20 protein-coding genes are annotated in these 22,805 nt (G+C 61.5%); 7 read left to right on the forward strand and 13 right to left on the reverse strand.

Annotation, left to right across the window (positions count from 1 at the left end; all coding sequences use genetic code 11):
• Window positions 1-24 precede the first annotated feature (24 nt).
• From J1G37_RS01260 to J1G37_RS01270, 3 genes are read right to left on the reverse strand one after another with little or no spacing between them, the layout of a single operon-like run.
• A complete protein-coding gene (locus J1G37_RS01260; protein WP_207039899.1) occupies window positions 25-963 on the reverse strand; it encodes an alpha/beta fold hydrolase in 939 nt (312 codons plus the stop codon).
• Window positions 960-2,354 carry an aminotransferase class III-fold pyridoxal phosphate-dependent enzyme gene (locus J1G37_RS01265; RefSeq protein ID WP_207039900.1) on the reverse strand — a complete coding sequence of 465 codons (1,395 nt, stop codon included), beginning with the start codon at window positions 2,352-2,354 and terminating at the stop codon, window positions 960-962. The genes J1G37_RS01260 and J1G37_RS01265 overlap by 4 nt, the downstream gene beginning before the upstream one ends.
• Window positions 2,347-3,048, reverse strand: coding sequence for an HAD-IB family phosphatase (locus J1G37_RS01270; RefSeq protein WP_207039901.1), 702 nt, complete (start codon window positions 3,046-3,048; stop codon window positions 2,347-2,349). The genes J1G37_RS01265 and J1G37_RS01270 overlap by 8 nt, the downstream gene beginning before the upstream one ends.
• 217 nt (window positions 3,049-3,265) lie before the next feature.
• On the opposite strand from J1G37_RS01270, the gene J1G37_RS01275 reads away from it, so the two are divergent.
• Window positions 3,266-4,036, forward strand: coding sequence for a MipA/OmpV family protein (locus tag J1G37_RS01275; protein ID WP_207039902.1), 771 nt, complete (start codon window positions 3,266-3,268; stop codon window positions 4,034-4,036).
• 134 nt (window positions 4,037-4,170) lie between these two features.
• On the opposite strand, the gene J1G37_RS01280 is transcribed toward J1G37_RS01275, so the two are convergent.
• The 5 genes from J1G37_RS01280 to J1G37_RS01300 all read right to left on the reverse strand — a co-directional run bounded on the left by J1G37_RS01280 (window position 4,171) and on the right by J1G37_RS01300 (window position 7,776).
• Window positions 4,171-4,563 (reverse strand): EamA family transporter, encoded by a 393-nt coding sequence (locus J1G37_RS01280; protein WP_207039903.1) that lies wholly within the window; start codon window positions 4,561-4,563, stop codon window positions 4,171-4,173.
• Window positions 4,560-4,940: a transporter gene (locus tag J1G37_RS01285; RefSeq protein ID WP_017736270.1), complete on the reverse strand. Its 381-nt coding sequence runs from the start codon at window positions 4,938-4,940 to the stop codon at window positions 4,560-4,562. The genes J1G37_RS01280 and J1G37_RS01285 overlap by 4 nt, the downstream gene beginning before the upstream one ends.
• Complete coding sequence (locus tag J1G37_RS01290) at window positions 4,937-5,857, reverse strand: arginase (protein ID WP_207039904.1); 921 nt, start codon at window positions 5,855-5,857, stop codon at window positions 4,937-4,939. Before J1G37_RS01290 ends, J1G37_RS01285 begins: the two co-directional genes overlap by 4 nt.
• 190 nt (window positions 5,858-6,047) lie before the next feature.
• Window positions 6,048-6,701, reverse strand: coding sequence for a DsbA family oxidoreductase (locus J1G37_RS01295; protein ID WP_207039905.1), 654 nt, complete (start codon window positions 6,699-6,701; stop codon window positions 6,048-6,050).
• Between the two features lie 55 nt (window positions 6,702-6,756).
• Complete coding sequence (locus J1G37_RS01300; protein ID WP_124526135.1) at window positions 6,757-7,776, reverse strand: alpha/beta hydrolase; 1,020 nt, start codon at window positions 7,774-7,776, stop codon at window positions 6,757-6,759.
• A gap of 182 nt (window positions 7,777-7,958) precedes the next feature.
• On the opposite strand from J1G37_RS01300, the gene metR reads away from it, so the two are divergent.
• Window positions 7,959-8,876 carry a transcriptional regulator MetR gene (metR, locus tag J1G37_RS01305; RefSeq protein WP_017736266.1) on the forward strand — a complete coding sequence of 306 codons (918 nt, stop codon included), beginning with the start codon at window positions 7,959-7,961 and terminating at the stop codon, window positions 8,874-8,876.
• A gap of 129 nt (window positions 8,877-9,005) precedes the next feature.
• Here the strand turns inward: metR and J1G37_RS01310 are convergent, their stop codons facing one another.
• The 5 genes from J1G37_RS01310 to J1G37_RS01330 form a co-directional block, all read right to left on the reverse strand.
• Window positions 9,006-9,512, reverse strand: a complete 507-nt coding sequence (locus tag J1G37_RS01310) for a GNAT family N-acetyltransferase (RefSeq protein WP_207039906.1) — start codon at window positions 9,510-9,512, stop codon at window positions 9,006-9,008.
• The gene (locus tag J1G37_RS01315) at window positions 9,509-10,147 is read right to left on the reverse strand and encodes a LysE family translocator (protein WP_207039907.1); all 639 of its coding nucleotides are present in this window, start codon (window positions 10,145-10,147) and stop codon (window positions 9,509-9,511) included. Before J1G37_RS01315 ends, J1G37_RS01310 begins: the two co-directional genes overlap by 4 nt.
• Before the next feature lie 24 nt (window positions 10,148-10,171).
• Entirely contained in the window at window positions 10,172-10,585 is a 414-nt protein-coding gene (locus J1G37_RS01320; RefSeq protein ID WP_207039908.1) for an NUDIX domain-containing protein, read from the reverse strand.
• Window positions 10,586-10,753: 168 nt separating this feature from the next.
• The gene (locus J1G37_RS01325; RefSeq protein WP_207039909.1) at window positions 10,754-12,094 is read right to left on the reverse strand and encodes an HD domain-containing phosphohydrolase; all 1,341 of its coding nucleotides are present in this window, start codon (window positions 12,092-12,094) and stop codon (window positions 10,754-10,756) included.
• 167 nt (window positions 12,095-12,261) lie between these two features.
• Window positions 12,262-12,534, reverse strand: a complete 273-nt coding sequence (locus J1G37_RS01330; protein WP_033896384.1) for a type B 50S ribosomal protein L31 — start codon at window positions 12,532-12,534, stop codon at window positions 12,262-12,264.
• 181 nt (window positions 12,535-12,715) lie between these two features.
• Between J1G37_RS01330 and J1G37_RS01335 the strand changes: the two genes are divergently transcribed.
• The 5 genes from J1G37_RS01335 to J1G37_RS01355 all read left to right on the forward strand — a co-directional run bounded on the left by J1G37_RS01335 (window position 12,716) and on the right by J1G37_RS01355 (window position 22,805).
• The gene (locus tag J1G37_RS01335) at window positions 12,716-14,335 is read left to right on the forward strand and encodes an FMN-binding glutamate synthase family protein (RefSeq protein WP_207039910.1); all 1,620 of its coding nucleotides are present in this window, start codon (window positions 12,716-12,718) and stop codon (window positions 14,333-14,335) included.
• 11 nt (window positions 14,336-14,346) lie between these two features.
• Window positions 14,347-14,631: a putative quinol monooxygenase gene (locus J1G37_RS01340; protein WP_207039911.1), complete on the forward strand. Its 285-nt coding sequence runs from the start codon at window positions 14,347-14,349 to the stop codon at window positions 14,629-14,631.
• A 63-nt stretch (window positions 14,632-14,694) separates the two neighbouring features.
• Window positions 14,695-14,991, forward strand: a complete 297-nt coding sequence (locus J1G37_RS01345; protein ID WP_207039912.1) for a cupin domain-containing protein — start codon at window positions 14,695-14,697, stop codon at window positions 14,989-14,991.
• Window positions 14,992-15,115: 124 nt separating this feature from the next.
• A complete protein-coding gene (locus J1G37_RS01350) occupies window positions 15,116-16,231 on the forward strand; it encodes an OpgC domain-containing protein (RefSeq protein ID WP_207039913.1) in 1,116 nt (371 codons plus the stop codon).
• Between the two features lie 70 nt (window positions 16,232-16,301).
• Window positions 16,302-22,805, forward strand: coding sequence for an NEL-type E3 ubiquitin ligase domain-containing protein (locus J1G37_RS01355; RefSeq protein WP_207039914.1), 6,504 nt, complete (start codon window positions 16,302-16,304; stop codon window positions 22,803-22,805).

Genomic DNA, 22,805 nt, shown 5'->3' on the forward strand with positions numbered 1-22,805 from the left:
CCTTATCGCTATGGCCAACACCATTCAACTGTGTGCAGCTTTTTGTGGGAGCGGGCTTGCCCGCGATAGCAGTGGATCAGTCAACACCGCCATCGCAGGCAAGCCAGCTCCCACATTGACCGGTGCTGGCTTGAAGGCGGTGTGTTGCTCTACGAACTGCGCACTCAACTCGATCACCCGGCGGTATTGCAGGTCCACGGTGATCATGTGGTAGCAGTTGTCCAACAGGATCTTGGTCACCGGCCCGCCCAGGTGGCGCTCGACGTAATCGGCGTTCCAGCGGCTGGTGATGTCGTCCTCGATGGAATGCAACACCAACGCCGGCACCTTGACTTCGGGCATGCGTTTCTTGACCACGGCGTTCATCCGGTGCAACTCACGCACGGTGATGCCCTCCATGGTCAACAAGCCCGCCTCGCTGCTCTCGCCCTGCTTCATCTGCCGTTCGACGATGGCCCGCAGGCGTTCGTTCTTGATGCCGTACGGCGGCTTCTCCTCGAAGCTGCAGATATGCACGCCGAATGGAATCCGCATCAGCAACGGCGTGAGGAACGCCAGTTTGTTGATGCTCCAACCGTCGTACTTCAAGGTGGTGGAATACATCAGCAGCCCGGCGACCTGCCCCGGGTGCTCAGCGGCCACGTACATCGACATCACCGCGCCCATGGACAAGCCACCGACAAACACCTGTTCGTGGCGCTGCTTGACCTGGGCGAAGGTGTTGCGCACACCCGCGTACCAGTCCAGCCAGCCGGTGGCCTGCAAGTCGCTGTTATCGCCGCAATGCCCGGCCAGGGTGGGCACGTACACCGTGCAGTTGCCCGCCTTGGCCAGGCCCTTGGCGACCTGGCGCAATTCCGTCGGCGTGCCGGTCAGGCCGTGGATCAACAGGATCCCGACCGGACCTGCACCGAGAACGAAGCCGGCATCACCTTCACCGAGGTCGATCCCGATGTTGTTCACCGTTTGGTCGCCCGCACCAGCAGTTGCTCCAGGAGTTTCAGGCCCAGGTCAATTTCCGGGTAGCTGATTTCCAGGGACGGCGCCAGGGTGATCACGTTCTTGTAGTAGCCGCCCACGTCGAGGATCAGGCCGAGTTTCTGGCCGTCCACGATCATGTCGCCTTTCATGCCTTCCTCGACCATGTAGTCCAGGGTCGCCTTGTCCGGAGTGAAGCCGTCCGGGCCGCAGATTTCGCAGCGCAGCGCCAGGCCCAGGCCGTCGACGTCGCCGATGATCGGGAAGCGTTTTTGCAGGTCTTGCAGGCCTTCAAGGAAGTATTTGCCCTTGGCCATGACCATCGCGCCGTAGTCGACTTCGCTGGTCATCTTGAACATTTCCAGGCCCACCGCTGTGCCCAACGGGTTGGAGGCGAAGGTGGAGTGGGTCGAACCTGGCGGGAAGACTTTCGGGTTGATCAGCTCTTCACGGGCCCAGATGCCGCCCAGTGGGTTGAGGCCGTTGGTCAGCGCCTTGCCGAACACGATCACGTCCGGCTGCACGTCGAAGTGCTCGATCGACCACAGCTTGCCGGTGCGGTAGAAGCCCATCTGGATTTCATCGCTGACCATCAGGATGCCGTGCTGGTCCAGCACGTGCTTGAGCTCGCGGTAGAAGTTCATCGGCGGGATCACGTAGCCGCCGGTGCCCTGGATCGGCTCGACGTAGAACGCGGCGTATTCGCTGGAACCGACTTTCGGGTCCCACACACCGTTGTATTCGGTCTCGAACAGGCGGGCGAATTGCTGCACGCAGTGGCTGCCGTACTCTTCCTTGGTCATGCCTTTAGGGCCACGGAAGTGGTACGGGAACGGGATGAACTGCGCGCGCTCGCCGAAGTGGCCGTAGCGGCGACGGTAGCGGTAGCTCGAGGTGATCGACGAAGCGCCGAGGGTACGCCCGTGGTAGCCGCCTTCGAAGGCAAACATCAGGCTCTTGCCGTTGGTGGCGTTACGCACAACCTTCAAGGAGTCTTCGATGGACTGCGAACCGCCGACGTTGAAGTGCACACGACCGTCGAGGCCGAACTTGTTCTTGGCGTCGACGGCGATCATTTCCGACAGCTCGATCTTGCCCTTGTGCAGGTACTGGCTGGCGATTTGCGGCAGGGTGTCGATCTGCTGTTTCAGCGCGTTGTTCAGACGCGGGTTGGCGTAGCCGAAGTTGACGGCCGAGTACCACATTTGCAGGTCGAGGTAGGCCTGGTCTTCGGTGTCCCACACGTAGGAGCCTTCGCAACGGCTGAAAATGCGCGGCGGCTCGATGTAGTGGACGGTGTCGCCGTAGGAGCAGTACTTGGCTTCTTTATCCAGAAGGATCTGGTCTTCGGCGGTAGCGATACGGATATCAGACATGGTGGAAGAGTTCCTGGTTGTCGGCAGCAGTAAAGGCGGTGGCGTTGGCGGCGTTGCCCTGGGGCAGCAGCGCCAGCAGTGCAGGCACTTCGGCAAAGGTGTCGAAGCGCGCGTGAGGAATCTGGTGGGTGACGCAGTAATCGGCGAGGCTGCCCTTGGCGAACACGAAGTCGGCGGTGGAGGCCACGCACATGTCGGACTTGCCGTCGCCGATCACCAGCACGCGCTTGTTGCGCGGCGTGGATTTGCACTTGCAGTTGCCGGACGCGGCACGGCAGGCGTCGCTGGCATACGGGAAGTCGATGCGCCAGCTGTTCTGGTCAACCTGGCGCAAGCGGTTGGCGAGGATCGGCAGCAGGGTCACGTAGTTGCGCGACAGGATGCGCGCGATGCCCTGCTCGATGCCGTCACTGACCACTTCGATGGACGCGCCCAGGCCAATGACCTGATCAACGAAGTCGGGGAAGTCCGGGTCGATCTCGACGCTGTCGAAGTAGGCCAGCAGTTCGCCCGGCGTGGCCTTGATCAGCGCCAGTTGGCGGCTCAGGCATTCGCGCGAACCGATATGCCCATCCAGCCATTGCTGCTCGATGGTTTCCCACTCGGGGCCGGCGAAGCGTTGGAGGACGTTGTCGATGACGTCGGTGGGAGTGATGGTCCCGTCGAAGTCGCACACGATATGCCAGTCAATCATTGCGGTTACCTTGAAGATGAGCGCGCTGTCTGCGCTTTCACAAGGGGTAGAGCAGGGACTGTGCCAACCGGCGAATCCCCAGCGGGGCTGGGCGTGCGGGCGCCTATGTGTCGTGGAAGCTACAATTTTCGTAGCTTGCTACAAACAAGATCAGTGCTTGCGCGAAGGCAGCCCTTCGCGCGTTCATGCGCGCATGTTCAGAGAAGGAAGCCGTTCCATGCACAAGGTCAGTTCTGCTGTATTCGCCGGTTTACTGGGGCTGTGGGGCGTTGCCAGCACGGCCCGGGCCGATGGCATCAGCGGCGAAGTGGGCGCGGGCCTCAGCTACCAGCCCCACGACCCCACCGGCAGCCGCTACGAAACCCGCCCCGTGCCCTATGTGGACCTGGACTGGGGCAATGTCAGCCTGAGCACCGATGACGGCCTGAGCTGGAGCGCGCTGAACACCCAGGGGTTTACCGCCGGGCCGTATATCAATTACTTGCAGGGGCGTACGTCCAACGGCTCGCTGCAGGGCCTGCGCAATGTCTCGGACATGGCTGAAGTGGGCGGTTTCATCCAATACGCCCCGGCCGAGTTCTGGCGCGTGTACGCCCAGGTGGGCCAGGCCGTGGGCGGCGGGCGCGATCAAAGCGGCGTGCTCGGCAAGGTCGGCGGCGAGCTAGGCTACCCGCTGGGCGGCGGGATCATCGGCAGCAGCGGCCTGATGGCGCACTTTGCCGACGCGCGCCAGACCCAGACGTATTTTGGGGTGGACGCCAATGAGTCTACGGCGTCGGGGTTTCGGCCCTATAACGCCAGTGCGGGGTTCCAGAACCTGACGCTGACGCAAAGCTTTGAATTTCCGCTGGCGCCCAATTGGTCGTTGCTGACCAGTGCGAGCTGGGTGCATTTGGTGGGTTCGGCGGCGAACAGCAGCATCGTCAAGGACACGGGGGATGTGAACCAAGGCCAGGTGCAGACGGCGATCAGCTACAAATTCAACTGACTCACCGCAGAGCAAAAAATGTGGGAGCTGGCTTGCCTGCGATGACGGTGGATCAGTCAGTACAGCAATAACTGATAGACCGCTATCGCAGGCAAGCCAGCTCCCACAGGGGCCTGCATTTCATCGCAGGCGTTTCAGTTTTCTTCGCCTTCGGCCAGCAAGGCAATTCCGCCGATAATCACCGCCACCCCCACCCAGTGCAGCGGGCTGATATGTTCCCCCAGCCCCAGCCACGAACCGAGCAACACCACCACAAACACCAGTGAACTCAGGGGGAACGCCAGGGACAGACTGCTGCGCCGCAGGATCAGCATCCACACGAAAAACGCGCCGATGTAGCAGGCAATCGCCGCGAGAATCCCCGGGTTGCGCGCCACATCCGCCAACCACTGCCAATTGAAATCCATCTGCCCCAATTGATCGCCGGCCACTTTGGTAAACAACTGCCCGGCGCTTTCAGTACAGATCAACAAGGCCCACAGCACCACAGTGCCGAAGCGCCCATGCAACCACGCGTGCGTATTCATGCCTGCCCTCCTGCAATCGCCACCAACATCACGCCCAGGGTAATCACCCAGGTCCCCGCCCAACGGCGGCGGCTGACGGTTTCACCCAGCACCACTTTGCCCACCAGCACCACCCCGCAATAGGCCAACGCCGCCGCCGGAAACAACAGGCTCAACGGCGCGCGGGACAAGGCTTCCAGCCAGACAAAAAACTCGATGACGTAAGCCCCGATCCCCGCCCACAACAGCGGCGCATTGAACACCTGGCCCCAGAACGCATTCAGACGAAAGCCGCCTTCCAGCTCCGGCAAGCGGTCCAGGCCGAGCTTGAAGCACAATTGGCCGATCACATCGAGCACGATGGAAAACGCCACCAGCAACACCACGGTCAACGTCACGGGAACAGCTCCTCAGACAGGTCGATCAGGGCTTCATTGGTCGCGGCATTGCGCTGCAAATCCTCGGGGCTCCAGCGCTCGGCCGGCGGCTGGTCGGACTTGGCCTCCCAGCGCTTGAAGGCGTTGCTGAACGCTGGCTTGGCGAACTCGCCGCACACGTCGATACCGATGATCCGCTTGCCCGCCGCCAAGGCGCGCAGGGCTTGCAGCAGATGGGCCAGGCGCATACCGCCCTGGTCCCAGTTGGTGGCGGCGTCTTCGCTGGCCAGCACGTCTTTGTCGATGGTGATCCAGATCGCGTCGGTGGGCAGGCTGGCGATCATCTGCTCGAGAAACATGCCCCAGTCCAACTCGGCGAGGTTGCGCCAGTGCAGGTGATTTTCCTGCTGTTGGTGACCGGCGCCGTCCCCTACCCGGCCCCAGACTTTCGACGGCGGATGCTGCCAGGGAAACAGCTGCAAATGCCCGCGCTTGAGCGCACCCAGGTTACCGCCACGCAGTTGCGGGTTATGCAGGTCATCGCTGCACGGGCCGAGGGTGACGATGCGTTTGATCGCCGGCATGTTCAGCGCGCGGTTGACCCACGAGCCACAGTGACGCTTGGGCGCAAAGCGCACCCAGTCAGGGTGGTTGTCGAAGTGGATCAGGCTGATGGGTTCTTTGAGGTCGGCGAGAAACGCCGGCGTGAGGTGGTGATAGTCGCCGGAGCCGACAAATAGGATTTCCGGCCGTGCATCCACCGGCCGGGGCCGCTGGGCCAGGCGCGCGGAGAAGGCGTTCCAGGTTTTTTCGGTGGACCACAGGCGCAGCTTCGGGCCCAGGTCCAGCAGGTCGAGGCGCGTGGCCTGGCCGCTGGCCAGACGCCGGGCAATCGGTGCCTGGCTGGTGAGGCTGTGGTCGAGATCAAGAATATTCAAGGCAGAGGTGCCCCCTTTATGGCTTCAGGGGGGCAATGCAAGGGCCGGGCCAGCGGATCTCTTGAGGACAATGAGTAACCCATGTGGGAGCTGGCTTGCCTGCGATAGCGGTCTGTCAGTTATTGCTGCACTGGCTGACCCACCGCTATCGCAGGCAAGCCAGCTCCCACACTTGGAATTGTGTTCGAATTTAGTTTTTTGTGTCGTTGATGATCTGCCGAATCGCCCCCACAAACGCCTCGGCCGGCTGCCCACCGCTCACCGCGTACTGGTCGTTGAACACAATGGTCGGCACCGACGTCACGCCACGGGACACCCACAACTGCTCCTGCTCACGCACCTCGGCGGCGTATTCGTCAGAGGCGAGAATCTCGGCGGCGCGCTTCAAGTCCAACCCAACGCTTTCGGCAATGATCGCCAAGGTTGCGTGGTCGGAAGGGTCTTGGCCGTCGCTGAAATACGCCTTGAACAGCGCTTCCTTGAGGTTGTACTGCAAGCCTTCCAGCCCGGCCCAATGCAGCAGGCGGTGAGCATCGAAGGTGTTGTAGATGCGGCTCTGGCCATCGGTGCGGAAGGCAAAGCCCAGCGCGGCGCCCATGTCGCGGATGCGCTCGCGGTTGGCCTGGGATTGCTCGGCGGTAGAACCGTATTTTTCAGTGATGTGCTCGACGATGTTCTGCCCTTCGGCGGGCATGTTCGGGTTCAGTTCGAACGGCTGGAAGTGGATCTCGGCCTGCACCTCGGCACCCAGCTGGTCGAGGGCTTCGGTCAGGCCGCGCAGGCCGATGATGCACCAGGGGCAGGACACGTCGCTGACGAAATCGATTTTCAGGGGAGTACTCATGGCTAGCAACCTCGTAGGCAAAAAAACGCCGTAAAGGTTGCACGATACACCAATGTCACAGCACCTTCGAAGGCTCGCCCAGGTCAATCTGCGCCCAGTGCGCCGCATCTTCGCGATGGGCTTGCAGGTACGGCAACACCGCCGTCAGCAACGGCGCCTTGAACGCTTCCTGGAAACGGTGGGCCATGCCGGGAATCAGCTTCAATTCACTGCCCTGGATATGCGCGGCCAAATGCACGCCATGCATCACCGGCAACAGCGGGTCGGCGGTGCCATGCACCACCAGGGTCGGCACGCGCAGTTGGTTGAGCAACGGCACGCGGCTCGGCTCGGCAAGGATCGCCATGATCTGGCGCTTGACGCCGTCCGGGTTGAACGCGCGGTCGTAGGACAGCGCCGCCTGGTGCAGCAAGGCCTGGCGATCATCCTTCACATTCGGGCTGCCCAGCGCCGCCAGCAGATCGGCCTGTTGCTCCAGCGCCACCTCGCGGTTGGGTGCGCTGCGCCGTGACAGCAATTGCACCAGCGCCGCGTTCGGTGCCGGCAGGCCTTCGGCGCCGGAGCTGGTCATGATCAACGTGAGGCTTTCCACGCGCTGCGGGGCCATGGCCGCCAGGTGTTGGGCGATCATGCCGCCCATGCTTGCGCCCAGGACGTGGAATTGGCGGACCTGCAGCGCGTCCATCAGGCCGAGCGCGTCGTCGGCCATGTCGGTCAGGGTATACGGTGCCGACACCGGCAGCCCGAGCTTGTAGCGCAGCACTTCAAAGGTCAGGTTGGCGCTGGCCGGCGCCTGGCGCCAGGTGGACAGGCCGACGTCACGGTTGTCGTAGCGAATCACCCGGAAACCCTGCTGGCACAGGGCGACGACCACTTCATCCGGCCAGTGGATCAACTGCCCGCCCAGCCCCATCACCAGCAGCAACGCCGGATCGGAGGCACGGCCGATGCTCTGGTAGGCGATGCTCACCTGAGCCAGATCGACCGTTTGGGTCGGGACATTGACATCACATCGAGAAGCCGCAAAAGACGGCAGGCCGAACAATAGAGCGGCCAGTAAAAGCAACACGCGCATGAAAAACACCGAAACGCAGAACCCCAGTAGAGCGCGAGTCTGATGAAGTTTGTTCAAGCGCGCTGCCACAGTTCCATGACAGTTTAATGAAGAGTGCCCAGCGGTCATGGTCGACACAAACGGAAACATGAGACAAACTCACGCGATTGCGCTTCATCACAAATTGCCTTCATGGAGAGCCCGTGCTCGAGATCCGTCACCTCAAGACCCTGCACGCCCTGCGCGAAGCCGACAGCCTGGTGGAAGCCGCCGAGCGCCTGCACCTGACGCAATCGGCGTTGTCCCACCAGTTCAAGGAGCTGGAGGAACGCCTGGGCATGCAGCTGTTCGTGCGCAAGACCAAGCCGCTGCGCTTCACCAGCGCCGGCCTGCGCCTGTTGCAACTGGCCGATGCGGCCCTGCCGCTGCTGCGCGGTGCCGAGCGTGACATCGCGCGGCTGGCCGGCGGCACCGCCGGGCGCCTGCACATGGCCATCGAATGCCACAGCTGCTTCCAGTGGCTGATGCCGACCATCGACCAGTTCCGCGATGCGTGGCCGGAAGTCGAGCTGGACCTGGCCTCCGGTTTTGCCTTCGCGCCACTGCCGGCCCTAGCCCGTGGCGATCTGGACCTGGTGGTGACCTCTGACCCGCTGGAGCTGCCGGGCATCACCTATGTGCCGCTGTTCACCTACGAAGCCATGCTCGCGGTGGCCAACCAGCATGCGCTCGCGGGCAAATCCTACATCGTGCCGGAAGACCTGCTGACAGAAACCCTGATCACCTACCCGGTGGAACGCGACCGCCTGGACATCTTCACCCGCTTCCTCGAACCCGCCGACGTCGAACCGGCCCAGGTGCGCACCTCGGAATTGACGGTGATGATGATGCAACTGGTGGCCAGCGGCCGTGGCGTATGCGGTATGCCGCACTGGGCGCTGCATGAATACAGCTCGCGCGGGTATGTGAAGGCCAAGCGTTTGGGTGAGAAAGGCTTGTTTGCAACGCTGTATGCGGGGATTCGTGCGGACATGCTGGATGCGCCGTATATGCGCGATTTCTTGCTGACAGCGAAGGACACGTCGTTCTCGACATTGGATGGCGTCAGCGCCGTTCGCTGAAGGAACCGGCGCCCACAAACAATGTGATCTAACTGTGGGAGCTGGCTTGCCTGCGATGGCGGTCTGTCTGTGCCAGATGTACTGGCTGATACACCGCTATCGCAGGCAAGCCAGCTCCCACAGGGAATATCACCGGTCGACCAATTCGCGCCACATGTGGATCTTGTCGAAGTATTCAACGCCCACCCGCACGGCCAGCGGTTCCAGGCCGTATTGGATGAAACCGCAGCGTTGGTATAGCGCAAAGGCGGCGTCGTTGCCGGCGGTGACGGTCAGTTGAATCAGCTTGAGACGCGGCTGTTTGCGTGCTTCATCCAGTGCCGCCTCGACCAGTTGACGGCCCACACCCTGGTGCTGATAACGGGCATTCACATACATGCCAAACAACGTCACCTTGTGCTTGGCCTTCTCCCGAGGCTCGTACGCCAGGCCGACAATAGCGACCAGTTCATCCCCGTCAAAAGCACCGAGCAGGCAATCCAACGGGCTGTCCAGGCGCTTCTCCCACCAGCTCAGGGGCATCGCTGCCCACTCGGCCACGCTGGAGGTGAACGCCTGGGGATAAACGCCATACGCCTCCAGCATCAACGCTCGATAAGCCTCGGCATCCTGGGGGCCGAGCGTGCGGATGATCATGCGTTGCGGCGCTGCTCAAGCATCAGCCGCACCGCCAGCGCCGCCAAGACAAAGCCCATGAAATAACGCTGCACCGCCAACCAGGTCGGATTGTTGATAAACCAGCTGGCGATACTCGCGGCGAACACCGCGATCAGCGCGTTGACCATAAAGCTGACGCTGATCTGGGTGAAGCCCAGCAGCACGCTCTGGGTGAACACCGAACCGTGCTCCGGGGTGATGAATTGCGGGAATACCGAGAGGTAGAACACCGCGATCTTCGGGTTCAGCGCACTGGTGAGAAAGCCCATGGTCACCAGCTTGCGCGTGGAGTCAGGCGGCAGTTGCTGGGCTTCGAACGGCGAACGCGCGCCGGGTTTCACCGCTTGCCAGGCCAACCACAGCAGGTACAGCGCGCCGGCCCATTTCAGCACTTCGTAGGCCATCGGCACCGCGAGAAACACCGCCGTCAACCCCGCAGCAGCGGCGAACAGGTGCACAAAGAACCCCGCGACCACGCCCAATAACGACACCAAACCCGCCTTGCGTCCCTGGCAGATCGAACGTGAGATCAGGTAGATCATGTTCGGGCCGGGGGTCAACACCATCAGCAGGCACGCCGCAGCGAAAATCAGCAACTCGTTGAGTGGGATCACGGTTCAGTCCTTTGCGCCTGCACGTCAGGCGATGGTGGTCAGCGATGCGCGATAAAACGGCAGGATCAGGTCACGTGTCAAGGGCGCCAACACCAGGCCGCCATCGCCGGCCGGGTCGATCCAGCGCACTTCTTCGATTTCGGCGGCGGGGTTCACCGGTACGTCGATATTCACCTGGAACAGCTGCGCTTCCACGGTGAACCCCGGCTCGTTGGCCGCCGGTGCCGAGAAGTGGCCGAGGTAGACGGCGGCGCTGGGGTCGATACGCAGGTTGAGTTCTTCGTGCAGCTCGCGCGCCAGGGCTTCGGCTGGTTGTTCGCCGGCGTCGATCTTGCCGCCCGGTTGCATGAACGCCTGGGTACCGCGCTTGCGCACCAGCAGGGTCTGGCCGTCGCTGCCGATCAGGAGGGCGGCGGCGATGCGGATGGTGGTTGGCATGGGAGGGCTTCCTTGGCTGCGAAAAAGGGCGCAAGGATCACATGATCGTTGGGAACGCCGCAATCCAATGTGGGAACCGGGCTTGTGTGGGAGCTGGCTTGCCTGCGATAGCGGTCTGTCAGTCAAACCGCTATCGCAGGCAAGCCCGCTCCCACATTTTGACTGCGTTCAACCTGGAGTTTCAGTGTGTTCTTTGATGAATACGCTGTACCGCGCGCCCTCCATGGTTTCGAAGGCAATCAACTTATCCACCAACGGCAGGTTCAACACCTTGCCCGCATTGAGCAGCAACATGCCGTTATCGGCATTCAAACTGCGCGCCAGCACCATGCCCTCCGCAAGCTCCCGGGTGCCGAGCACTTTGACATTGGGGTCGCCCAGGGTCACGTCATTGAGGTAAGTGGCACACACCTGCACAAAGTCCTCGACCATCACCGGGTCATACAGGCGCCCGGCGTATTTGCGGATGTACAGCAGCGCCTCGTCGCTGTTCATCTGCCGCTCCAGGATCAGGCCCTTTTGCAGCTCGATAAAATCCACCGCCAGTTTCAACAGGCGCGAACCGGCGGGAATCGCCTCACCCTTGAGGTGATCCGGGAAACCGCTGCCGTCCCAGCGCTCCTGGTGATGGCGGATCAGCCGCGCAGCATCTTTCATCGGATCCAGGGTCATCAGCAGCGATTCGCTCTGGGTGGCGTAGGCGCGATAACGCTCGCGGTCACTGCTGTGCAGCAGGTCCGAGGGCGAGGCCATCATGCTGTCGCTCCAGCTCAATTTGCCGATGTTGTAGAGCGCGGCGGCCATGGTCAGGTCGCGGTTGCTGGCGTCATCCACGCCGTGAGCCACGCACCAGGTGCGCACCAGTTCGATGATCTGCCGGTTGGTCTGCTTGGCGCGCGGCAGGCGCAGGTTGGCCAGCAGCGAGAACACTTCGGTGCCGGTGGCGTAGCTGTGTTTGAGTTCTTCGTAGGCCAGGTCGAGCATGTCGGCGGTTTGTTGCAGCTCGCTGGTGCGCGCGGCCACGTGTTTTTCCAGGGAGGCGTTGAGCCGTTTGAGCTCGTCGTTCTGTTGCAGGATCAGTTGTTCCAGGCGCAGGCGTTCACGCTCGGAATGCTGGTGGGCCAGGGATTGGCGCAGGGCCAGCAGCAACTCCTCGTCGTTCCAGGGTTTGCTGAGGTAGCGGTAGATCTCGCCTTCGTTGATGGCTTTGACGATCAGGGTCAGGTCGGTTTCGCCCGTCAGCAGGATGCGCACAGTGTGCGGGTAGTGCTGGTGGATATGCGCCAGCAACGAAGCACCGTCCATGTCCAGCAGGCGCGCGGCGCTCATCACCAGGTCGATCGGTTGGCTGGCGAGGATCGCCAAGGCGTCAGCGGCGCAGGTGGCGCTGTACAGGTCGAAAGGCTCCAGCCGCAGCAGTTGGGTGAGGCTGTGGAGGACGTCCGGGTGGGCATCGATCAACAGCACCACGGCACGGTCGGCATCGGTAAAGGTAACGGACTCTCCCATGGGACACCTCGGATCGGCGGTGTGCGTTCCTTAGGGTATGGGCCTGCCTTCCTGGCGATTACTGAGTAGTTTAGTAGGTTTTTGCAAAAATGATGGCCTTTAGATATCAGCGCATAAAAAAACCGCTCCTAAAACAGGAGCGGCCTTCGCGGTGAAACCGGCACGCCTCACGCGTCGGCTTTTTTCGGGCTTGAGCCAAACGACGCAAAACGTTTGTTGAACCCGGCGATCCGGCCTTCGACCTGGGTCTTGCGCTGTTGCCCGGTGTAGATCGGGTGCGAGGCGCTGGACACGTCCAGCGGGATGTAGGGATAGGTGTTGCCGTCGCTGTGTTTGTGGGTGCGGTCGCTGTCGGCGGTAGAGCCGATCAGGAAGAACACATCAGCGGCGGTGTCGTGGAACAGCACGGTGCGGTAGTCGGGATGGATTCCAGCTTTCATAAGGCCTCCGGGGCATACTTAGTGTTATACAGTAACACAAATAATGCACCCAAACGAGAACCGATTGCAATAAGCATAGACCCGCAGATTCCATGCAGAACAATCCCTTAGGTTGTCTGTGGTTTCCTTACTGGCGCAGAATGGCGGATCGACCTCAAGAGTCCGAACCCAAGGAAACCGTATGAGCCTGTCTTTGCTAAGCCGTTACGCCTTCTTTGCCGTGTGCGTCATTTTCACCCTCGCCAGCCTTCCGTTTATCCAGCATGAGTGGCTGTGGCCGATCACCGTGGTCACCGGCATTCTCAGCCTGATCGGCATTTTCGACCTGCTGCAAAGCCCCCACGCGGTGCGCCGCAACTACCCGATCCTGGGCAATATCCGTTACCTGGTGGAAGCCATCCGCCCGGAAATCCGCCAGTATCTGCTGGAGTCCGACAGCGACGCCCTGCCCTTCTCCCGCGCCCAGCGCTCGCTGGTGTATTCGCGCGCCAAGAACGAATCCGCCGACAAACCCTTCGGCACTCTGATCGACGTGTACCAGTCGGGCTTCGAGTTTATCGGCCACTCCATGCGCCCAGCGCCGTTGAGCGATCCCAGCGCGTTTCGCGTGATCGTCGGCGGCCCGCAGTGCAAGCAGCCGTATTCGGCGTCGGTGTTCAATATCTCGGCGATGAGTTTTGGCTCGCTGAGCGCCAACGCGATCCGCGCGCTCAACCAGGGCGCCAAGCTTGGCAACTTTGCCCACGACACCGGTGAAGGCAGCATCAGCCCCTATCACCGCGAAAACGGCGGCGACCTGACCTGGGAGCTGGGCAGCGGCTACTTCGGCTGCCGCACCAGCGACGGTCGTTTCGACCCGGAACGCTTCGCCGTGCAGGCGCAGAACCCGCAAGTGCGCATGATCGAAATCAAGATGAGCCAGGGCGCCAAGCCCGGCCATGGTGGGATTCTGCCCAAGCACAAGGTCACCGAGGAAATCGCCGAGACCCGCGGCATCCTGATGGGTGAAGACTGCATCTCGCCGTCACGCCACAGCGCGTTCTCCACGCCGATCGAGCTGATGCAGTTCATCGCTCAACTGCGCGAACTGTCCGGTGGCAAACCGGTGGGCTTCAAGTTCTGCCTGGGCCACCCGTGGGAATTCATGGGCATCGCCAAGGCCATGCTCGAAACCGGCATCCTCCCCGACTTTATCGTGGTCGACGGCAAGGAAGGCGGCACCGGCGCTGCACCGGTGGAGTTCACCGACCATATCGGTGTGCCGCTGCGTGAAGGCCTGCTGTTTGTGCACAACACCCTGGTGGGCCTGAACCTGCGCGACAAGATCAAGCTCGGTGCCAGCGGCAAGATTGTCAGCGCGTTCGACATTGCCAGCGTCTTGGCCATCGGCGCCGACTGGGCCAACTCGGCACGCGGCTTTATGTTTGCCATCGGCTGCATTCAGTCGCAAAGCTGCCACACCAACAAATGCCCGACGGGCGTCGCCACCCAAGACCCACTGCGCCAGCGCGCGCTGGTGGTGCCGGACAAGGCCCAGCGGGTGTTCAACTTCCACCGCAACACCCTCAAGGCCCTCGCGGAAATGCTCGCCGCTGCCGGCCTTGATCACCCGTCGCAATTGTCGGCCAAGCACTTGGTGCGGCGTATGTCGGCGACCGAGATCAAGCTGTTCTCGCAACTGCATGTGTTCCTCAAGCCCGGCGAACTGCTGACCGGCGAGGTGAATGGCGAGTTCTATTCGCGCATGTGGCAGATGGCGCGGGCCGACAGTTTTGAACCCCATGAAGTTGTTGCCGCTTAAGGAGCCGCACTGTGTTGAAGGTCATCGCCGAAGATTTCATCAAGCCCGAACACGTCGAAACGGTACGCGCGTGGTACGCCGAACTGGTGGAAAAAACCCGCCAGGAACCGCTGTGCATTGCCTACGATCTGTTCATTGATCAAAAAGACCCCGGGCACTTTATCTTCATCGAGCTATGGCCCGACCAGGCCGCCCTCGACACCCATTGCCAGACCGAACACTTCACCCGCCTGGTGCCGCAGATCAACGCGTATCAAGCCAAGCCGTGCCGAGTGCTGCTGATGGATGCGTTCTGAGCCAACCACCTTTCCCCCGCTGAACCGGACCACCGACGGCATTGTTGAAACAAGGAGATTCACATGCCGTTGCTGGACTTCACTGCCATTGCCGCACAACTGCCCGACACCTGGAAATCCACGCGCCTGGGCCAGGTCGGCCCGGCACAGATCAAGGTGCTGCGCATGGATGCGCAGGCCTATGAGGAAGAGACCCACGATTACACCGAAGGGCTGCTGGTGATCAGCGGCCATCTGCTGTTGAGCATCGCCGATCAAGCCATCCGCGTGGAGGCCGGCCAGATGTACCTCGTGGAAGCCGGCATTGCCCATGGGGTTCTCGCCGGTAGCCAAGGCACCCTGGTGATCATTGATGTCTAGAGACATTCAGTAATACCCAACCTTTGCAATTGCTTACAAATACCGCCAACCTGCGCCCGCCCGACGTGAGGCGCCCTCGCGCCTGCCCGTCACTACTCAACATTCTGTACAAGAGCCCGCTGCCATGCTGAACGGACGCGACCCGCGCATCGATTTTTTTCGGGGCCTGGCGTTGATCTTCATTTTCTGGGATCACGTCCCCCACAACCCTCTCGGCCAGATTACCCTGCGCAACATCGGTTTCAGCGATGCGGCGGAAGTCTTCGTGTTCCTCGCCGGCTTCGCCTCGGTGATGGCCTACGGCAAGGTCCTGCAGCGCGAAGGCTACTGGATGGCCTGCCTGAAGATTTTGCGGCGCACCTGGGTGCTCTATGTGGTGCACATCTTCTTGCTGGCGATGCTGATGGGCATCGTGTTTTTCGCCAACAGCCATGTGGAGACCCGCGATCTGGTGCAAGAGATGGGCATGACCCACTTCATCACCCACCCGCAGCAAGCCTTGCTGGATGAGTTGCTGCTGCGCTTCAAGCCCAACCTGATGGACCCTTTGCCGTTGTACATCGTATTACTGGCCAGCCTGCCGCTGGTGTTGCCACTAATGCTGCGCGCGCCGTGGGCAGTGGTGGCGGTGTCGGCGACGGTGTACCTGTTGGCGCCATGGATGGGCTGGAACCTGCGGGCCATCGAGGATGGCGTTTGGTATTTCAACCCAGTGACCTGGCAATTTCTGTTTGTGCTGGGCGGTATGGCCGCCATCCGCAGCCAGCGGCCCAAACCCATCGGCATTACACCCTTGGCGCGCCAGCCAGTGTTTGTCGCAGCGGCGGTGTATGTGCTGGTGGCCGGGGTTCTGACTTTGTCCTGGCGTTGGCCGCATCTTCACGACGCGGTGATGCCGGCAGTGATCAGCGACCTGATCTACCCCATCAGCAAAACCGATCTGTCGCCGGTGCGCCTGCTGCACTTCCTTGCCCTGGCCTATGTCACCGCGAAACTGCTGCCCGGCGCCAGCTGGACACACAATGCGGTGGCCGCACAGGTATGCCGCATGGGCCGCTACTCGCTGGAAATCTTCTGCTTGGGGGTCGTGCTTGCACCGTTGGCGGACATGCTCAACGCCATGGCCGGGGATGCGTTGGCCATGCAGTTGCTGACCGCCGTGGTGGGGGTGCTGTTGATGGCCGCACTCGGTGCCTGGCTGGAGCTGAACAAGCGCCTGAGCCAGCCCCGCCCTATATAGGTAGCGCCTGCACCGGGCGGGCGGATGCTTCCATTTCTTTCCACGTATCTCAGTGAAAAGGAAGCAGCCCATGCCCACCTCTCCCCTCATCAACGGCCTCTCCGGCCATCTACAATCCAGCGAATCCTGGGGCCAACAACTGGCCCTGGAACTGCTGCGCGAAATCTTCGCCCAGTCGATGAACAGCCTGACGTCCGCGCAGCAGCGTGATTACGTCAAGCTGCAACGCGAAGCGCTCGCCGCCCTCAACGCGGTGGAGGACGAAAACGCCAGGCTGATCGCCCAGTTCAAGTCCGATGGCCTGCGCCAACTGCGCGACAAACTCGGCGGCCTCGACCCCAACGCCATCACCCTGCATACACGCTACCTGGAAAAAGTCGAACCACCACTGCCCTGGGAACCGCGAAGCAGCGACGTCAAAAGCCTGCTCACCACGCCACGGCATCGCCGGACGCTGGACGAATGGAAATACCGTTCACACCACTCCAGCCTGACGTTATGGGAAGCCGCCTGCCTGAACTTCGACTTCGGCACCAGCGTTCGTCAAGTCTCGGGGCACAGCTTCGTCGATGCTTCCTACCTCAGAGGCGTGGAGGAAAAACAGCTGACCGTCAGCCAGTTCATTTCCATCTGCCGCGAACTGGACCTGGGCGGCAAGCTGCAGGCCAGCCTGGCCAAATCCCTGGGGCCGGAAGGCAAATTGCACAGCATGATCCAAGCGTGCACGCGCACTCAATTACGCTTTGACGCACTGGAAGCCTATCGCAACCGCGCCAACACCGGCGTGACCCTGACGATGTATGAATCGATACTCGACACCATCGAAGGCCGCCCCGGCGCACTGTCCATCGACACATTAAGCATGGACCTGGACAAGACCCTGATACCCATCGTCGCGTTTGTGCCTATTGCCGGTAATCGCATCCCGGTACCACTGCTGCTGATTCATACCGCCAGCCTGGGCGTTGTCTCCTATTTCCCGTTTCGCCCCAGCGGGGCCATGCGTTTCCACCTCGATACCAAGGCGGCCAGTGCGCACTTTCACGCGGAACTCAAAAGCGGCCATCGCGACGGCGACCTGGGCTGGTTCTCGCGACAATTACCGGTCACCGAAGTCAATCTGTTCAAAGAGCTGTTGACCACTGAACCCCGTCCAGAGGGGCTGAGCCTGGTGGCGGGCTTTCTCTATGACTCGTTTCACACCCTGTTTCCAGAGCGCACCCTGGACGATATACGGTTCGTCGCCGACCCCAAACATGGTCGCGCCCAGGGCCTGGTGCAAGCCCTCTCGTTGCGCCACGTGCACCATTACCAAACCAATCTCGGCCTGCTGGCGAGCCAACGTTCGGAGCGCGATTTGCAGGGTGTGATCGACGGTACGGCCGCGCTTGCCAGGGAGCTTATGAATCTGCTGATGACCCCTGTACCGGGTGGTGTCACCGGCTTGAACCGCGTCATGCAACTGGTGGTGTTCGGCAACCTGGGCTACAGCCTGATCATCGGTATCGACCAAGCGGCCAAGGGCGAGGCGAGTGATTTCGCGGCCGCCTTGGCGGATGTGGCTGACCTGGCGGTCAACGGCCTGTTGATATCCACCGCCGGGCGGGTGCATCGCCAACGCATCGAGGGCCTGCTGAGTCGCATGGGTAACCCCCGCAAAATCACCCACAGCGACGGCACCCACGCGCTGTGGAAACCCGACATCAGCCCCTATGCCGTGTCAAACCAACGAGTGCTCAGAGGCCAGATACCGAATGCCCAAGGCCTCTACCTCCTCAACGGCAAGCACTATGTGCAGGTACAGCAAGGCGATCAACGCCTTGTGGCTGAGGTCACCGCCGATCCGAAAACCATGGGCTTTGTGCTCAAACGCCCCAACGGCAACGGCTACGCAGCGCCCATCGTGTTCGAGCCCAAGCTGCAAGCCTGGGTGCTTGACCTGCACGGCGTCAGCCAACTGTCGGACAGCCAGTTGATCGAACAAATGCTGCCCAACGGGGCGGCAACGATCGCGCCTGCGCAGGTACGCAACCTATTGCGCAGTACCGCCGTTCCACGCGCCACCCTGGACAAGATCTGGGCGGGAGAGCCGTCCCCGGTCAACCTGATCGAAGCGATCAGGCGGGTGCAGATCGATCGTGTCATCGACCAATTGACCGGCGGTTTCCATCGTCACGGTGATATGCCGGCCCATGCCGGCAGCGCGATCCTCAGCCTGTTGACGCAATTGCCCACCTGGCCGAGCGAAGCGGTTATCCATGTGCACGACCAGCAAAAAAACCGGATAGAAAGCTACGCGGCCCAGGAAAACGCCACGCTGGCAATCAACCTCAAGCGCAAGGACGACGGCACCTACATTGCCCTGGACGCCGCCGACACCACAGTTGCCAGCCAGGAATCGTTGTTCGAGCTGATCATTGCCCAGCAACCCCACACCTCCACCCTGGGCAAGGAAGGCAGCAAGCACCTGACCGAGCGCCAACGCATTGCCCGCCTGCGCCTGCAAATCAGTGCGCTGGCGGGAACGCACCGCATTGCCCTGTTCAGCGCTATGACTCGCTATGCCGGCCAGGCGCGGCATCAAGTGCCGGCGGGTGATGCAGCGCGCCGGTTCGTGCCGATCATGGCCGCCGGAACCGGTGTAGACCTCACGCCATTGCTGACGAAACTGCACGAGCGATTCGCGCCGCTGAGCCCCGCCAACCTTCAGCAGTTGCTGGAACACACGCCCCTGGACAGCGCCCAGAAAAACACCTTCCTCAAGGACGGCACATTGCCCGACCGCGTCCGCGAACACCTGGAGCTGCACCGCACCGCATTACGCATCGACGCAGTAATCGACGGCCTGTATCACCCACGCGCGTTCAATGCGGACACCGACCTGTGGGCCCGGGAATTCGCCGCAAGCGTGCTGCTCGAACGCTGCAAACGTCAGTTAGTGGTCACCGAAATGGCCAGCGGCACGGCTCAAGATCGCTACCAGAACACCGGCCCGGACGACACCACCGTGGAACTGATTCATTACGGTGACGGCCGCTACGAAGCCTACGACATGCGCAACGCCGGGACCATTCCGGTATCACCGGTGATCGATAGTTTTTACCTGGCCATCGGCTCGGTGTTGCAGCCCCACGAACGCACGTTGCTGGGCATGAAGTCAGCCAGCGATGCCCAAGGCCTGCGCGAAAACCTGGGCGACCTGATGAGCGAACGCCGCAGCCCCGACGGGCTGGTCAGTCTATTTGGCGACTCGCTGGTGCAATACCAGAAGCACGTGGTACTGCCAACGGATGTGCAACCCAACCCCGAAGGCCTGTACGACTGGAATGGCGACCAGTTGGTCGCGCTTGGCAGCGCGTATTACCCGGTGACGTTCGACAAGCAACGGCTCAAGTGGCGCCTCAAACACCCTGGCAAAATCGGAGTCGACTCACCGCACCTTGAACACAATCGCCAGGGCGCCTGGCGCCTGGAAAGTGAAAGCCCGCTGAGCTGGGACGACCATCTGTTGTTCTCGCGCCTGGGCGTGAAGCATTTCAATGTTGACCAGGCGACCGCTACTCGCATCCTCCAGCTCACCGACACGCCCGCACGCGCGCTGCGTGAGGTGCACTGCGCCGGCCTGCCCCCGCCGCCGTTGTTACAAGACAGCAGCAAACGGTTTGGCATCGAGAAGCACATCCTGCACTTCATCAACGCCATGACCACCTATTCGGCCAAACATACCGCACGCCCCTCCCTGCAACTGCTGCTGGTGACCGGCCTGCCCAAATGGCCGCCAAGCCACGTCCTGCAAGTGCTTGACGATGACGGCCAGGTGCTGGCGCATTACCCGGCGGCCAATGCCGGCGCCGCCGAGAAGATCCGCCTGACCCAGGCGCAAAGCCGCAGCGCGGAACCGCTGATCGAATTGGTGCGCAACGACGCGCTGACCCGCGCGCTGCTAGACGAGCTACCCGATACTCTAGAAGAGCGGCTATTCAAGTTGGCCAAAAGCATCGCCGAACACGCCTACCGTGAACGCACCCAATTATTCGACACTCTCTATGCCCAGAGCGAGCGCAGCAGCAATGGCCTGCATACACGTTTACGCACGCACTACCCGCAACTGCCCGCGAGTGTGATCGATGCCCTGCTTCACCATGCCACCCCCAACGAACTCAAGCAGCTGCGTGACCACAACCAGGTGCCGTTGCGTTTGTCCGAACAAGCCCGGCTGACCGCCGATGACGTGCGTCTGAACCGGGCGTACGAAGGCTTGTACCTGACGACTCTGGCCAACCCTGACAGCGAAAAGATCGTTCTGCATGTGCTCAGGTCGGTCCCCGGCTGGCCCGCCGATGTGCGCCTGGATATCCACCAGGGCAGCGCCAGCGGCCCGTTGCTTGAAAGCGCCGGGCACCTGAGCGGGAAAACACGAAAAATCCTCGCACGAGTCGATGAGCGTTATCAGGCGTACGATGCCGAAGGTGAACCGATCGGTGCCGTCAGTGACTTGCTCACCGCTATCTACAATGTGCTCAGCGACAGCCAGCGCACAGCCTTGGGCCTGGATGACAGCGGCGACCTCGGCGCCCTGCGCCAAACCATCGCCGAACTGGCGCTGAACCAACGGATTGCCATCAAGGACTTGCTCGGTTTGCCGCACATTCCATACTGGCTGCAACCACCGACGCGGGTTAACAGCTCGTTCGCCGCCTACCCTTTCAGCCTGCGTAACCTGTGGCCTGCCAGCAATACTCAGCCAGTGGACCTGGTGAGCAAGGTGCAGGCGTTGTACCCGAGAATGAGCCGCGCCGATGCCAATGATTTGCTCGCCTCCCTGAACATGAACGACCCGGCAGCGCTATTGGAACTGGAACGACGCAAGGCCGAATACCAGACGCTGGAATACGGCCTGGAGCATTGGGCGACTACCGAGCAGCCTCATGACGCCGATGACCCGACGGGGCTGAACCTGGCCTGCCGCCGTTTTGCCGTGCAGCAAATACTGCAAGCCTGGCGACGGGAGACGCAACAGAACATCGCCGGCGGTTTATTCCATCCCCACGCTCTGGTACTGCAACTGGACGCCAATAGCCTGCCCGACGTCGACTTCATGCTGGGCACCCAGGGCTTTGCGCACATTGAGTACCTGAAAATTTCCGGCAACGCCTTTCCCGCCACCGGCAATGCCTTCCTTGGCAAATTCATCGGCGTCAAATCACTGCGGCTCGACTGCATGCTCACTCATCTTCCCATCAGCGTCACCGACATGGCGCACCTGGAATTTCTCGACCTGAGTGACAACGACATCGTCCTTACCCCAGACGCACGCCAGCGACTGGCCGGCCTGCACCACCTGGAAATGTTGAACCTGGATGGCAACCCACTGAGCTTGACGCCGGACGTGACGGGCATGAACTACCTGCGCAACCTGAACCTGCAACAGACCGGCATCAGCCAATGGCCCATCGGCGCTGAACAGCTGACCCGCCTGCACAGCCTGTTGTTGCAGGAAAACCAGATCACCAGCGTGCCCGAAACGCTGTTCACCAATGCGGCCATGCGCAGTGCCAATCGCGGCACCATCCTGCATGACAACCCCTTGGACGCTGAGACCTTGCAGCGGCTGACCGAGTACCACAGGCGCACCGGCACACTTCTGGGTGGTGCGATGCCGGGGGCATTGCACGTGCTACGGCTGCCGGATGACCTCATCTCCTGGCTGGAAGGCGTGCCGAAACATGAGCACGCACAGCGCAAAGTCGTCTGGGAACAGCTTCAAAAACATGAGGGTGCAAGCCCGGATGATGTGTTCCGGGTACTGCGGGATTTGACCCAGGCCTACGACTACATCACACCCTTGCGACGACCGCCCCTGATTGCCAGGGTCTGGCGCATACTCCACGCCATGGCCGGCTCCCACCAATTGCGCGAGAGCATTTATCTCAACACCTACCAGTCCGGCACGTGCGGCGACGGTGCCATTCTGGTCTTGAGCAACATGGAAATCCTGCACAAGCAGCACCAAGCCATGGCACGCCCCAATTCCAACCAGGCCAACCGGGATTTGTTGGAGCTGGCAGAAGGCTTGTTTTACCTACGCAGCCTGGATCAGTTGGCCGACGACCACCTGCTGGCACTGCGCATCGAACGCGGGCCAGGTGGCCCGGTACCGGATGACGTGGAAGTCAAGCTGTACCTGCGGCTTCACTTCAGAGTGGACTACAAACTGCCATTGCAACATGAAGAACGGCTTTACGCGCCAGGCGACGATCTCACCCGGGAGGCCTTGACCCAAATCACTCAAAAGATGGCCGCGTTAAAAACCACCAGCGCCGCCGAGAACTCATTATTGATGGAAGATTTCTGGATCAAATACCTCGCACGCTGCCTCCCGGAACCCTTCGCCACCATTGAGGATGTGACCCGCTACAAGCTAGATGTACTGAAACAGGAAGTGCCAGACACTCACTCCATGGATTATCAGGAGCGGCGCCAATCGATCAACGAAGAAAAGGAAGCTGAACTCAACCGTCTGGTCGACCAGTTGACCCGTGCGGCCCGCAGTGGCGCGCAACGGGTCAGCTGA

Source organism: Pseudomonas sp. Marseille-Q1929 (assembly GCF_017316265.1).
Classification (GTDB): Bacteria; Pseudomonadota; Gammaproteobacteria; order Pseudomonadales; family Pseudomonadaceae; genus Aquipseudomonas.